This window comes from Mangrovihabitans endophyticus (assembly GCF_014646155.1).
Classification (GTDB): Bacteria; Actinomycetota; Actinomycetes; order Mycobacteriales; family Micromonosporaceae; genus Actinoplanes; species Actinoplanes endophyticus.
In genome coordinates this window covers 94,195-107,468 of the sequence record NZ_BMMX01000003.1, presented here as the reverse complement: position 1 = coordinate 107,468, position 13,274 = coordinate 94,195, and the positions used below count along the sequence as shown (strand labels likewise).

Sequence of the window (13,274 nt, the reverse complement as noted above, 5' to 3'; positions counted from 1 at the left end):
TCATCTACCTCGGCGGTACGAGTGCGAGGGCGTCCCGCCGACGCGGAAGGTCACCTCATCGAAGTAGAACCACCACCAGTCCTCTCCCGGCCCGGACGGCTCCACCTCGTGCGCCTGGTCCAGGTGGGTGCAGAGCGAAGCGGTCATCCGAACATCTCCCTGTTCGCCAGCAGATCGTGATATTCCGGGTGCCGCTGCAGATAGCCCCGGACGAACGGGCAACTGACCCGCACCGGGGTGGCCCGCGCGCGGGCGTCCTCCAGGGCGGCGGTCGCCAGCCGGCCGCCCAGTCCCCGGCCCTCGAACGCCTGGTCGATCTCGGTGTGCGCGAGTTCCACGTCGGTGCCGTCGCGGTGGTAATAGAGCCGGCCGGCCACGTCCCCGCCGAGCAGGATTTCGTACCGTGACTGCTCGAAGCTGTCCACCACCACCGCCTCGGCGAAGTCCGGCACGCCGACCTGGGCGCTGCCCTCGACGCGCAGCTTGCGGCGGGCGCGCTCATAGAAGGTGGACCGCCCGAACCGGATCACCTGTGCGGCCGAGCGGATCGGCAGGATGGACAGTTGGTCGCCGGGGTTGGCGTACCCCTGGATGATGCCGTCCACCTCGACCGCCAGTCGTCCGCTGCTGGGCAGCACGTCCAGGCGCAACTTCTCGTCCACCGACAGCATCAGCGAACGGTTGAACGAGGAGTGCGCCGCCGCCGCACTGACCAGCAGGCCCTCGACGTTCGGCGAGACGACCGGTCCGCCCGCCGAGAAGCTGTACGCGGTCGAGCCGGTCGGGGTGGCCACGATCACCGCATCCGCGGCGTAGTTGACGAAGTTGCTGCCCTCCACGGTGATGCCGACGGCGGCCAGCCCGTCGCCGGGCACCCGGACCATGGCGATGTCGTTGAAGGCGGACACCTCCTCGCCGTCCGGCAGCACGGCGCGCACCGCGGTGCGCGACTCGATGATGAAGTCGTGCCGGTCGATCGCCGACAGCGCGGTGCTCAGATCCGGCAGGTCGACCTCGGCCAGGAAGCCGAGGCGGCCCACGTTCACCCCGAGCACCGGGGTCTTGCGACCCTCCACGAGGCGCATGGTGCGCAGCATGGTGCCGTCGCCGCCGAGGCTTACCAGCAGCCCGGCGCGGTCGACCATGTCCGCCGTGGAGACGGGCTCGGCCGCGCAGTCGATCCGATCGATCTCGTCGTGCAGCCCCAGCACGGTCACCTCGCGCTCCGCCGCCCACCGCACGATGGCCTCGATCGCCGCCCCGCAGTCGCGCCGTGGGTGCAGCACCAGGCCGACCACCTTGACCATTCCCATGAATCCCCCTCCGCCGCCGTTCAGCCTTGCACGCCGACGCGCCAGTGGCGACTGCGCCGTGTGTACCGTCCGGAACCGGTACCGGCGGAGAGAAAAGTGCAAGCTTCTCTGAACTTTCTTGACAGTGTTACAGGCGATCGAGAGACTCCGATCGCGAGAGCGCTCTCCGTCCCCCGCTGATCCCCGTCAGCACGTCCGCATGACGCGTCCGGCATCGCCGCACGCGCCGCGAGGCGTGCCTTGGAAAGGACCCCTCTCATGCCTCGCCCGCCCGTCAAGGCGATCGTCGTCGGCGCGGTGGCCCTCGCCGCCGTCGGCATGACGCCGTTCGTGAGCTTCGCCGCCGACAAACCCGACCCGGCGAAATCCGCCCCCGCCGTCACCACACTCGACATGGCGCCCGGCATGCTCGCCGCGATGCGTCGCGACCTGCACATGGACGACAAAGAGATCGCCACCCGGTTGCGCACCGAAGCGGCCGCTCCGGTGGTCGAGAAGCGGCTGCGCCAGCAGCTCGGAAAGAAGTTCGGCGGTGCCTGGATCCCCGACGGCAGCGCCCGGCTGACCGTCGCGGTGACCAGCGCCAAGGACGCCGCGAAGGTCCGCGCCGCGGGTGCCGACGCGAAGCTGGTCAAGCGGGGCGAGAGCGACCTGAACGCCGATCGCGCGAAGCTGGACAAGAACAGCAAGAAGGCCGACGACGCGGTCCGTAGCTGGTACGTCGACCCGAAGAGCAACAGCGTGGTGATCAACGCCAAGCCCGGGGCGGAGGCGAAGGCGAAGGCGTTCGCGAAGGCCAGCGGCGCCGGGTCGATCACCGTGCAGACGCTCGCCGAGCAGCCGAAGACGATGTACGACATCCGCGGCGGCGACCAGTACGTGATCAACGGGAACACGCTCTGCTCGGTCGGCTTCGCGGTCTCCGGTGGTTTCGTCAGTGCCGGGCACTGCGGCGGCACCGGCAGCCCGACCCTGGGCTACAACAACGTCGCCCAGGGCACGTTCGCCGGATCGTCCTTCCCCGGCAACGACTACTCGTGGATCCGCACCAACAGCAACTGGACCCCACAGCCGTGGGTGAACAACTACCAGGGCGGCAACGTGCTGGTCAGCGGCTCGCAGGAGGCAGCGATCGGCAGCTCCATCTGCCGGTCCGGCCGCACCACCGGCTGGCGCTGCGGCACCCTGCTGGGCAAGAACGAGACCGTCAACTACTCGCAGGGCGCGGTCTCCGGCCTCAGCCGCAGCAACGCCTGCGCCGAACCGGGTGACTCGGGCGGCTCGTGGATCTCCGGCAACCAGGCGCAGGGCGTCACCTCCGGCGGCTCCGGCAACTGCACGTCCGGCGGCACCATGTGGTTCCAGCCGGTGAACGAGATCCTCGGCGCCTTCGGCCTCACCCTGACCACCACCGGTGGGGGCGGCGGCGGTGGCGGCAATGCCGTCATCAGCGACTGGAACGGCAAGTGCCTGGACGTGCCCAGCTCCAACTTCTCCGACGGTGTCCAGGTCCAGATGTGGGGCTGCAACGGCACCGGCGCGCAGAAGTGGAACGCGGTCAACGGCACCCTGCAGACCAGCAACAACAAGTGCCTGGACGTGCCGTGGGGCTCGACCGCCAACGGCGCGATCATTCAGATCGCCACGTGCAGCGGCAACCCGGCACAGCAGTGGGTGCTCAGCGCCGCGGGCGACCTGGTGAACCCGCAGGCCAACAAGTGCCTGGACATCAAGGACTGGAACGGCAACGACGGCGCCAAGGTGCAGCTCTGGGACTGCGCGGGCACCGCGAACCAGAAGTGGCACCGCGGATAGTCGCCCGCGCCGCCTGACATCGCTCCTCCGGACCGCCGGCCGTGCAACGGCCGGCGGTCCGTCGCGTCGCCGAGGTGGCCCTCCGGATGTCGCCGAGATGGCCGTCCGGCATGTTGTGACGGCACCCACCATCATCGGCGGCGGGGAATGGCCCGCGGCGGGCGAAACTTGTCGTACCCGTGCCGGACGCTGACCGCATCGGCACGGACGACGACACTGGGGGCCCTCATGACGCAAGCGCCACAACGACTCATCGGGCCCGACACCGACAGTCCGCCACCCGCCGCCATCCCGGAGGCCGCGACACCGGCTGCGACCACGCCGACCACGCCTGCCGTGCGCCTCGTCCTGGTGCTCGGTTTCCTGATCGCGATCGGTCCACTGACCATCGACATGTACCTTCCGTCGCTGCCCTCGATCACCGACGACCTGCAGATCAGCGCCGCCGCCGCACAGCTCACGCTGACCGGCACGCTCGTCGGCCTCGCGGTCGGTCAACTGCTCGTGGGCCCGTTGTCCGACGCCCTCGGCCGGCGGCGTCCGTTGCTGGCCGGCGTCGCGGTGCACATCGCGGCGTCGCTGCTCAGCGCCGTGGCGCCCAATCTGGTCGCCCTCGGCACGCTGCGCGTCTTGCAGGGGCTCGGGGCGGCTGCGGCGGCCGTGGTGGCCATGGCCGTGGTGCGCGACCGGTTCACCGGCCTCGCGGCGGCCCGGTTGCTGTCCCGGCTGATGCTGGTGATGGGCGCCGCGCCGATCCTCGCCCCGACGCTCGGCGGCCTGGTGCTGGGCGTGACGTCCTGGCGCGGCGTGTTCGTGGTGCTCGCGATCTTCGGCGTCGCCATCTGGACCACCACCGCGCTGGCCCTGCCGGAGACGCTGCCGGCCACCCGTCGCCGCAACGGCGGGGTGGTGGGGACGATCCGCGACTACGGCCGCCTCCTCACCGACCGGGCCTACGTGGGACTCATCCTCGTCGCCGGCCTGGCGATGGCGGCCCTGTTCGCCTACGTGGCGGGCTCCTCGTTCGTCTTTCAGGAGCACTACGGTCTCGACGAGCAACAGTTCGGGCTGGTGTTCGGGGCGGGCGCGGTCGGCCTGATCACCGCCACCCAACTGAACGTGCGCCTGTTGCGGTGGCTGAGCCCGGCCCGGGTGCTCACCCTGGCGCTCGCCACCGGCAGCGTCGCGGGTCTGGCGCTGGTGGCGGTGGCGGCCACCGGCGCCGGTGGCATCGTGGGCGTGCTGGTGCCGCTGTGGCTGGTCCTCGCCTCGGCCGGGCTGGCCCTGCCCAACGCGCCCGCGCTGGCCCTGTCCCGGCACGGCGAGGCCGCCGGCACCGCAGCGGCGCTGCTCGGCGCGGTGCAGTTCGGCGTGGGTGCGGTCGCCGCGCCGCTGGTCGGCGCCCTGGGCACCGGTGCCACCGCGATGGCCACGGTGATCGCCGGTGGCATGCTCGCCGCGGTCGCGGTGCTGCTGTTCGTGGTGCGGCCCTCGGCGCTGACCGACGACGCGTCGGCACCGGCGGTGGCCGCGGCGCACTGACCGGGCTCCCCGTCGCCCCGATCGGGCGCGAGCCCTCAACCGGTGCCCGTCATGGACGATGATGGTGGCCGTGACCTCCCGACTGCCGGTGCCCGTCGACCCGTACGGCGTGTTCACCGACCTGGGTCGCGGGGTGCACGACCGGACGATGAACGGTCACCACCGGGAGGCGCTGCGCCTGGCCGACGAGGCCGAAGCGGTCGCGGCGATCCTCGGGGACCGGCAGGTTGCGATGGTGGCCCGCCAGGGGCGGATGTACGCGTTGCTCGCGCTCGGCCGGCTCAACGAGGCCTTGGTGATCGCTCACGAGCTGGCCGAGCGGCGGCAGGGCACCGGCCCGCGTGCCAGCGCCGCGAAGGCCCAGGCCGACCTGGCCGAGTTGCTCATCCGGCTCGGCCGGGTGGACGAGGGGCTGCACTGGCTGGCCCGCGCCACCGCGGCGCTGGAGACGACGCCACGCGGCAGCCTGCGATATTTCTCCGCGCTGTGCTCGGTCGGTGACGCCGCGCAGGCCGCCGACCTCTACGAACTGGCCGACGACTGCGCACGCCAAGCCGCCGACGCGCTCGCCGTGGACGACCTGTTCCGGTCCGCGGGCCAGCTTCAGCACGCCGAGATGCTGCTGGAGTGGGGGCTGCGGCTGGAACAGGTGGGCCGCGCCGACGAGGCATGGCTGCGCCTCAACCGCAGCGTCGCTATCTTGACGGCGTACCGGCAACGCCACCCGGACACCCCGCTCGGCGCCGCGCTGCTCGCCCTCGGGCTGGCCCGCACCGGCCGGGCTCGGGAGGCGCTGGAACTGGTCGACCGCAGCCTGCTGCCGCTGCGCGAGGCCGGTCAGATCCACGAGGCGCGCCTGCTGCATCTGGCGCACGGATCCGCGCTGCGGCACCTCGGCGACCTCGCCGGCGCACATCGAGAGTTCGTCGCCGCCGAGCAACTCGCCGAGCAGACAGGCCAGCGACTGATCATCCACCATGAGCTGGCCACCTTGGCCGCCGCACGGACGCCCGGCGAGGCCACCACGACCATGCTCGCCGCGTTGCAGCAGCAGGTGTCGCATCTGTGGCGGCAGCGGCTGGACCGGCGGCTGATGCTGCAGCAGGCCCGTCGCCGCGCCGAGCTGGAGCTGGCCCGCGAGATGGCCGAAGGGGTGGCGGCCTCCGACGCGCTGACCGGCCTCGGCAACCGCCGCACCTTCGACCAGCGGCTCGGCGCGCTGCGTCACGGCACCGCCCTGATTCTGGTCGACGTCGACCGGTTCAAGACCATCAACGACACCTATTCACACGGGGTCGGCGACGGCGTGCTGACCGCGGTCGCGGAGATCCTCAGTTCGCACTGCCGCCGCGGCGAGACCGCGGTCCGGTTCGGCGGCGACGAGTTCGCCCTCTTCCTGCACGCGGATCTGACCGCGGCCACGGTCATCGCGCAGCGCATCCGCCGGGTCGTGGTGCGGTGGAACTGGAACGACCTGGCGCCGGGCTTGCGGGTGACGCTCAGCATGGGCGCCGCGGTCTACACCGAGGGAATGACCGGAGCGGACCTGTTCGACCGGGCCGATCACCAGCTCTACGCCGCGAAACGCCAGGGACGGGACCGGCTCGTCGCCTGAGCGGTGTCGCCTCCGGGATGCTTGAGCCAGCCTCTCCTATGCAGGGCGGGGCTTGCCGCCGGCCGCCGCATAGGCCGTGCGGGCGCGCTCTTCGAGAGCCGGCGAGCCACACCTACGCGCCAGGGCCAGCCCTTCGCGCAGTTGCCGGCGCGCCTGCGGCCGGCGGCGCGCGGCGGTGAGCAGGACCGCCTGATCCACCAGAACCTGGGCATACTCGAAGCGGCGCGGCGTGGCGGCCAGCAGCCGCACCGATTCGTCAAGCAGTGTCAGCGCATCGGAGCCGGTGCGCACCATCGCCCGGATGCGCAGCGCCCGCCCGAGAGCCGACCGCGTGCCGCCGCGCCGGATCAGCGCGATCTCCTCGTCGACGAGCCGGGACGCCGCCTCCGCGGCACCGATGCCGGCGAGGATCCGCGCGGCCGCGGACCGCCACGGCAGCACCAGCGGATGATCCGTCCCGCGCGCGCCGAGCCGCTCACCGCAGGCGAACAGCTCGGACACCCCCTCACCCGGGCGGCCCGCGGCGGCGTGCAGCAGGCCCCGCGCATAGCGCAGGGTCAGGGCACTCGGGGAGTCGTCCGGCGCGCCGCCCGACCGGTCGATCAGGGTCTCGGCCGTGGCCACGTCGCCGATGTCCAGCAGCACCGCCAGCCGACGCGCGAGCAGCAGCATCGCGGCGTCCTCGCGGTCCCCGGCGCCGGCCGCATCCAGCAGGTCCGCGGCGGTCGTCGCATCGTGCCCGGCGGCTCGCAGGTCCCCGCGGCGGCGCGCCACCGACGCCCGCAAGGAGTGCGCCGCGGCCAGCGCGGACGGGTCGGCGCACCGGCGGGCCTCGGCCATCGCGACGGCGCATCCGGCGTGCGCCGCTTCGAGGCCGTCGCGGTCCGCGAGGTGCGTCAGCTCCCGCAGGTACCGCGGAAGATCCGCGTCGCCGCGGGGTGGCGCCGCCGCGCGCGGTAGCGGGACGGCGCGCGTGGCTGGGGCGCGAACCGGGTCCTCCAGGCCCAGCCGACCATTGCTCAGGCTCATGTGGTCTCCCGTACCCCGGCGAGGCGTGGTCCGCACCTGCCGCGCCCGATCGAGGACGGCCGGGAGCCCGGAAGTGAACCGCACATGCGGCATTCATATCAGCAATAGTGGTGCAAGTGCGATGCCAAGGATGCCCAATGCATCGCATCCACGAGTATGGTGTTGGCCGTGACCGCGTACCGGATAGGGGAAGCCGCCGCGGTGCTCGGCGTCTCCGCCGACACCGTGCGGCGCTGGATTGACGCCGGACGCCTCGACGCCGGCCGCGATCCCCAGGGGCACCGCAGCATCGCGGGCGCGGACCTGGCTGCCTTCGCCCGGTCGCTCGGTGACGACGCCGAGCCGGGGAGCGCTCACTCGTCCGCGCGCAATCGGCTGCCCGGCATCGTCACGGCCATCGCGCGCGACACGGTGATGGCGCAGGTGGACATTCAGGCGGGCCCGTTCCGGCTGGTGTCGCTGATGAGTCGGGAGGCGCTCGACGACCTCGGCCTGGAGGTGGGTTCGCGGGCCACCGCGGTGATCAAGTCCACCACCGTCGTGGTCGAGCGCACCGGGCGCGGATGAGGACCGGGCGCGGATGAGGAGGGGGCGCGGATGAGGAGGGGACGGATGGGGCGCAGGCTACTCGTCACCCTGCTGGCGACCGCGGTCGTGGCGGGGTGCGGCGGTCCGGCCGACCACGACACGGCCGGCGGCACACCGAGCGGGCAGCCGGTTGCGGGCACCGTCACCGTGCTCGCCGCCGCGTCGCTGACCGAGTCGTTCACCCGCATCGGCGCCGCCTTCCACCGGGCGCATCCCGGTGCCACCGTGCGCTTCTCCTTCGGCGGCAGCTCCGGCCTGGCGCAGCAGATCACCGCGGGCGCGCCGGCCGACGTGTTCGCCTCGGCCAACCCGGACACCATGACCACCGTGACCGACGCCGGCGACGCGGCGGGAAAGCCGGTCACCTTCGCCCGCAACCAGCTCGTCATCGCCGTGCCCAAGGGCAACCCGCAAGGCATCTCCACCGTGGACCAGCTCGCCTCGCCGGGCCGGAAGGTGGCGCTGTGCGCCGCTCAGGTGCCGTGCGGCGCCGCGGCGCAGCGCGCGCTGCGGGCCGCCGGGGTCCGTGTCACGCCGGTGTCACAGGAGCAGGATGTGAAGGCGGCGCTGGCCAAGGTGAAACTCGGCGAGGTGGATGCCGCGCTGGTCTATCGCACCGACGTGCGGGCCGCGGGCGACGTGGACGGCATCGAGTTCCCCGCATCGGCGAGCGCGATCAACGACTACCCGATCGTGGCGTTGCGCGCCGCGCCCAACCCGTCCGGCGGCGCGGCCTTCGTCGCGTACGTGCGGAGCGAGCCGGCCCGTGCCGCGCTCGCCGCGGCCGGATTCCAACGACCCTGAACCGGACCCGCCGCCGTGCACCGCTGGCCCTGGGCGTGCCGGCGGTGGCCGGGCTCACCTTCCTGGTGTTACCGCTGCTCGGGCTGCTCGTCCGCGCGCCGTGGGCCACGCTGCCGCGCAGGCTCGCCGAACCGGCCGTGCTGGCCGCCCTGCGCCTGTCGCTGACCACCGCCACCCTGGCCACGGTGCTGTGCCTGGTGTTCGGCGTGCCGCTGGCGTGGCTGCTGGCGCGTGGTTCGTTCCCCGGGCGGCGACTGGTCCGCGCGCTGGTCACCGTCCCGATGGTGCTGCCTCCGGTGGTGGGCGGCGTGGCGCTGCTGTTGGTGTTCGGGCGGCGCGGGCTGGTCGGCGGGCCGCTGGACGCGGCGTTCGGCGTCAGCCTGCCGTTCACCACCGCCGGGGTGGTGGTCGCCGAGGCGTTCGTGGCGATGCCGTTCCTGGTGATCAGCGTGCAGGGCGCGCTGCGTGCGGCGGACACCCGTTACGAGGAGGCCGCAGCCACCCTGGGCGCGGGGCGGTGGACCGTCTTCCGCCGGGTCACGCTGCCCATGGTCGCGCCCGGCGTGGCGGCCGGTGCGGTGCTCTGCTGGGCGCGCGCGCTCGGCGAGTTCGGCGCCACCATCACCTTCGCGGGCAACTTCCCGGGCCGCACCCAGACCATGCCGCTGGCCGTCTACCTGGCTCTGGAACAAGATGTGGACGCGGCGATCGTGCTCAGTCTGGTGCTGCTGACGGTTTCGGTGGCGATCCTCGCCGGGCTGCGCGACCGCTGGCTGGGCGGCGCCGGATGAGCCTGGACGCGCACCTGGTCGTCCGCCGGGGCGACTTCACGCTCGATGTCCGGCTGACCGCCGACCCCGGCGAGGTGGTCGCCCTGCTAGGCCCCAACGGCGCCGGAAAGACCACCGCGCTGCGGGCCATCGCCGGGCTGCGGGGCCTGGACGACGGTCATGTCGTGGTCGGCGGCGAGACCCTGGACGACGGGCACCGACGGTTCGTCGCGCCCGAGCGCCGCCACATCGGCGTGGTGTTTCAGCAATATCTGTTGTTCCCGCATCTGTCCGCAATCGACAACGTGGCGTTCGGCCCGCGCTGCCGGGGTGCCTCGACGGCGCAGGCGCGCGCCGTGGCACGGGACTGGTTGCAACGGGTGGGACTGGCCGAGCACGGGCGCAAGAAGCCTCGTCAGCTCTCCGGCGGCCAGGCGCAACGCGTCGCACTGGCACGCGCCCTGGCGACCGGGCCGCGGCTGCTCCTGCTGGACGAGCCGCTGGCCGCCCTGGACGCCCGGACCCGGCTGGAGACGCGCGCCCACCTGCGCGGGCATCTGTCCGGCCATCCGGGGGCCACGATCCTGGTCACCCACGACCCACTGGACGCGATGATGCTGGCCGACCGTCTGATCGTGGTCGAGGACGGCCGGGTCGTGCAGGCCGCCGACGCGGCCACGCTGACCAGCCGACCGCGCACCGACTACGTCGCCCGGCTGGTCGGCCTGAACCTGTACCGGGGGCGCGCGGACGGCACCGCGGTGCGTCTGCCCGGCGGCTTCACCCTGCGGGTGGGCACCCCGCACCGCGGTGAGGTGTTCGTCGCGTTCCCGCCGTCCGCGGTGGCGCTGTTCGCCGAGCAGCCCGCGGGCAGCCCCCGCAACACCTGGCCGGCCACCGTGACCTCGGTCGCCCGGCACGGCGACGCCCTGCGCATCGAGTTGTCCGGGCCGGTCGTGGTGGCCGCCGACGTGACCGCCGCAGCGGCGGTGCAACTGCGTCTGGAGCCGGGTCGTGCGGTGTGGGCCGCGGTCAAGGCCACCGAGACCGATGCCTATCCGGCGGGCGCGGCAGGACCGCAGCTACCGTGATCATGTGGATCTGCTCGACCTGACCGACTTCCGGGCCGCGGTGGCCCGGATCTATCTGGAACCCTCCGACCTCGCCGGATTCCGGCGCCGCCGGGACGAATTGTTCGCCCGGCATCCCCAGTCGCCGGTGCACGGGACCGCGTTCACCGGGCTGCGCTACTTCCCGCCGAACCCGGACGCGGTTGCCGAGGTGGCGGTGCGCGCCGATCCCGGCGAGCTGGAGATCGACACCGGCGGACCGGACGGCGCGGTGCGCTATGACCGCGTCGGCGTGCTGGACACCCCGTGGGGCGAGCTCTCGCTGTGGTGGATCGCCGCGTACGGCGGCGGGCTGTTCCTGCCGGTCCGCGACGGTTCGTGCGGCACCCGGTCGTACGGGGGTGGCCGCTATCTGACCGACACGGTCAAGGGCACCCACGGGCGGGGCGTGCAATTGCTCGGCGGCGACCGGGTGCGGCTGGACTTCAACTACCTCTACAACCCGTCGTGCGCCTACGACGATCAGTGGCTGTGCCCGCTCGCCCCGCCGGAGAACCGGGTCGAGGCGGCGATTGAGGCCGGGGAACTGGCCTACCGATAGGGGCGGTCAGTCGCTCGCCGGGCCGTTGTCGGCGAAGGTGTACGTGGTGCGCAGCCGGGAGTCGCCGAGTTCCTCGGCGATCAGCCCGCGACCGGGCACGATCTGCAGGAAGGCGCCCTGGTTGAAGATCGCGTAAGTGGGATCGCCGGCATCGGTGTCCTCCTCGCGCTCGACGATGGAGAACAGTTGACCGTCCCGGCCCCTGTCGCACGGTGCGGCCTCGACGGTCAGCGGCGCGCTCCCGTTCTTGTGCACGCCCATGCACCGGGTTCGGCTGTCGTCGCCCGCCGCGTACGTCTCGATCATGTATTTGTCACCGGCCGGTTCCAACACGAACAGCGTGCTGTCGCTCGGGCCGTCGGTGGGGTTGAGCCGGCCGTCGTCGTTCACCGCCAGGACGGATTCCTGCGACTGCACCGGGACGATCGTCACCTTGCGATCGCCGCCCAGGATGTCGTCCTCATCGGATCCGCCCGCGCTGGGCGACGCGGAGGGTGACGGGGACGAGGCAGACGACGGCGATGCGGAGGTCGCCGGTGCGGATGAGGGCGGCCCCGATGCGCCGGCGGACGGCTCGTCCGCCGTGTCGCAGGCCTGCTGGCTGAGGACCAGGCCAGCGGCCAGAAGGGCGAGGGCGGTCAGGCGCACGTATCGCATGGCTTCCTCTCGTCGGGACCGATGGTCTTCGCCATTGGTGTAACCCCCGGCAGGCGGCGGGAAACCCGGCCACTCAGCTAATTCACAACAAAGCAGGTCACAGTGGGTGTCAGAAGAGACGCTCCCCGGAGGTGATCGATGTCCGCCCTGCTCGGCCTCGTGAGCTTGGCGTTGCTGGTGTTCCAAGTGCTCTTGATCGCCCGTGCCGTGCTCGACTGGAGCGTCGCGCTGGCCGGCCCGAGCATGCCGGGATCGGCGCGGTCCCGGATCACCCGGGGTGTGCACGCGGTGACCGAGCCGGTACTCGCGCCGGTACGCCGGGTCGTGCCGCCGCTGCGGTTCGGCGGGGTCGCCATCGACCTCGCCTTCATCGTGGTGTTCTTCGGGATCGTGCTGATCCGATCGCTGATCGGCTGAGCACCGGCGGGCTGAGCACCGACCGCCGTCAGGCGGGCTCCGGCACCCCGCCCGGCCCGTCCGGATCATCCGGATCATCCGGATCGTCCGGTCCCTCGGGGCCGGGGCCCGGCACGGGTTCCACCGGCGGAGGCGGCAGCGTGTCCGGAGCGTCCGGGGACAACTCGCCCGGGTCGTCCGGCACCGGCTCGCTCGGGTCGATCGGCGGGTACGTCTCCGGATCTGGGTCGTAGCCGGTCATCGTCTGCGCCATGCCCCCGAGTCTGCCCCGATCTTCGCCGCTCCGCGCGCACCCCGCGGGAATACCCGCCGTCCCGCTACGATTCCGGTCACCATGGACTGGATCGATCACCTGCTGAGCGCCTTCTACGACGCCAAGTGGCAGGTCACCGCGGATCAGGCGATCTATTACCGGGAGATCGTCGGAAACGCTTTCGGGCTCGGATCCGCGCTGTTCGGGCTGCGCCGCAGCGTGTGGGCCTGGCCGGTGGGCATCGTCGGCAACGTGCTGCTGTGCACCGTCTTCCTCGGCGAGGCGCTCGGCAACGACCAGGGCACCCCGCTCTACGGGCAAGCCTCCCGCCAGGTCTTCTTCCTGGCCGCCAGCGCGTACGGATGGTGGCGCTGGCAGCGCAACCGGCACGGCGGCGAGCAACCCGCGGTCACTCCGCACTGGGCCACGGCCCGCCAGCGTGCGGTCCTGGCGGTGGCCGGGTTGGTCGCGGTGGGGCTCTGCTTCCTCGCGTTCCGGGCCATCGGGGCGGGCTTCCCGGTGCCGTGGTGGTATTACCTCGCCGACTCCTGGATCTTCGTGGGGTCGATGCTCGCCACGTACGCGATGGCCCGCGGCTGGGTCGAATTCTGGCTGTGCTGGATCGCCGTCGATCTGGTGGGCGTGCCCGAGCTGCTGCACTTCCGGTACTACCCGTCCGCGATCCTCTACGCCGTCTATGCCGCGTTCGTGATCTGGGGTTTCGTGGTGTGGCTGCGGATCTCCCGCGACCGGCCGCAGCCGCTGGCCGACCCGGCGATGGAGACGGTGGCCTGAGCCGC

15 protein-coding genes are annotated in these 13,274 nt (G+C 72.3%); 10 read left to right on the top strand and 5 right to left on the bottom strand.

Translation table 11 applies throughout. From position 1 onward, the window contains the following. Together IEY73_RS06725 and IEY73_RS06720 are read right to left on the bottom strand one after the other, a co-directional pair. Nucleotides 1-147, bottom strand: a complete 147-nt coding sequence (locus tag IEY73_RS06725; RefSeq protein ID WP_189078200.1) for a hypothetical protein — start codon at nt 145-147, stop codon at nt 1-3. Continuing rightward, entirely contained in the window at nt 144-1,313 is a 1,170-nt protein-coding gene (locus tag IEY73_RS06720) for an NAD(+)/NADH kinase (protein ID WP_189078199.1), read from the bottom strand. The genes IEY73_RS06725 and IEY73_RS06720 overlap by 4 nt, the downstream gene beginning before the upstream one ends. Before the next feature lie 258 nt (nt 1,314-1,571). Here IEY73_RS06720 and IEY73_RS06715 point away from each other — a divergent pair, with 258 nt between their 5' ends. The 3 genes from IEY73_RS06715 to IEY73_RS06705 all read left to right on the top strand — a co-directional run bounded on the left by IEY73_RS06715 (nt 1,572) and on the right by IEY73_RS06705 (nt 6,285). Then, complete coding sequence (locus IEY73_RS06715) at nt 1,572-3,128, top strand: ricin-type beta-trefoil lectin domain protein (RefSeq protein WP_229715629.1); 1,557 nt, start codon at nt 1,572-1,574, stop codon at nt 3,126-3,128. Between the two features lie 228 nt (nt 3,129-3,356). Beyond that, nucleotides 3,357-4,670, top strand: coding sequence for a multidrug effflux MFS transporter (locus tag IEY73_RS06710; RefSeq protein WP_189078198.1), 1,314 nt, complete (start codon nt 3,357-3,359; stop codon nt 4,668-4,670). Nucleotides 4,671-4,740: 70 nt separating this feature from the next. Continuing rightward, nucleotides 4,741-6,285, top strand: coding sequence for a GGDEF domain-containing protein (locus IEY73_RS06705; protein ID WP_229715628.1), 1,545 nt, complete (start codon nt 4,741-4,743; stop codon nt 6,283-6,285). Between the two features lie 36 nt (nt 6,286-6,321). Here the strand turns inward: IEY73_RS06705 and IEY73_RS06700 are convergent, their stop codons facing one another. Then, complete coding sequence (locus IEY73_RS06700) at nt 6,322-7,314, bottom strand: hypothetical protein (protein ID WP_189078196.1); 993 nt, start codon at nt 7,312-7,314, stop codon at nt 6,322-6,324. 168 nt (nt 7,315-7,482) lie between these two features. Between IEY73_RS06700 and IEY73_RS06695 the strand changes: the two genes are divergently transcribed. The 5 genes from IEY73_RS06695 to IEY73_RS06675 are packed head-to-tail and all read left to right on the top strand — an operon-like array spanning nt 7,483 to nt 11,147. Then, nucleotides 7,483-7,881 (top strand): TOBE domain-containing protein, encoded by a 399-nt coding sequence (locus tag IEY73_RS06695; RefSeq protein WP_189078195.1) that lies wholly within the window; start codon nt 7,483-7,485, stop codon nt 7,879-7,881. Between the two features lie 45 nt (nt 7,882-7,926). Further along, nucleotides 7,927-8,706 carry a molybdate ABC transporter substrate-binding protein gene (modA, locus tag IEY73_RS06690; RefSeq protein ID WP_189078194.1) on the top strand — a complete coding sequence of 260 codons (780 nt, stop codon included), beginning with the start codon at nt 7,927-7,929 and terminating at the stop codon, nt 8,704-8,706. After that, entirely contained in the window at nt 8,703-9,497 is a 795-nt protein-coding gene (locus IEY73_RS06685) for an ABC transporter permease (RefSeq protein ID WP_189078380.1), read from the top strand. The genes modA and IEY73_RS06685 overlap by 4 nt, the downstream gene beginning before the upstream one ends. Further along, nucleotides 9,494-10,567, top strand: a complete 1,074-nt coding sequence (locus IEY73_RS06680) for an ABC transporter ATP-binding protein (protein ID WP_189078193.1) — start codon at nt 9,494-9,496, stop codon at nt 10,565-10,567. Before IEY73_RS06685 ends, IEY73_RS06680 begins: the two co-directional genes overlap by 4 nt. Nucleotides 10,568-10,571: 4 nt before the next feature. Next, a complete protein-coding gene (locus tag IEY73_RS06675; RefSeq protein ID WP_189078192.1) occupies nt 10,572-11,147 on the top strand; it encodes a DUF1684 domain-containing protein in 576 nt (191 codons plus the stop codon). A 6-nt stretch (nt 11,148-11,153) separates the two neighbouring features. Here the strand turns inward: IEY73_RS06675 and IEY73_RS06670 are convergent, their stop codons facing one another. After that, nucleotides 11,154-11,804, bottom strand: coding sequence for a hypothetical protein (locus tag IEY73_RS06670; protein ID WP_189078191.1), 651 nt, complete (start codon nt 11,802-11,804; stop codon nt 11,154-11,156). A 138-nt stretch (nt 11,805-11,942) separates the two neighbouring features. On the opposite strand from IEY73_RS06670, the gene IEY73_RS06665 reads away from it, so the two are divergent. Next, on the top strand, nt 11,943-12,221 hold the full coding sequence (locus IEY73_RS06665; protein WP_189078190.1) for a YggT family protein: 279 nt from the start codon (nt 11,943-11,945) through the stop codon (nt 12,219-12,221). 28 nt (nt 12,222-12,249) lie between these two features. On the opposite strand, the gene IEY73_RS06660 is transcribed toward IEY73_RS06665, so the two are convergent. Next, entirely contained in the window at nt 12,250-12,474 is a 225-nt protein-coding gene (locus IEY73_RS06660) for a hypothetical protein (protein WP_229715627.1), read from the bottom strand. An 81-nt stretch (nt 12,475-12,555) separates the two neighbouring features. Here IEY73_RS06660 and IEY73_RS06655 point away from each other — a divergent pair, with 81 nt between their 5' ends. Further along, the gene (locus IEY73_RS06655; RefSeq protein WP_189078189.1) at nt 12,556-13,269 is read left to right on the top strand and encodes a nicotinamide mononucleotide transporter family protein; all 714 of its coding nucleotides are present in this window, start codon (nt 12,556-12,558) and stop codon (nt 13,267-13,269) included. Nucleotides 13,270-13,274: the final 5 nt, after the last annotated feature.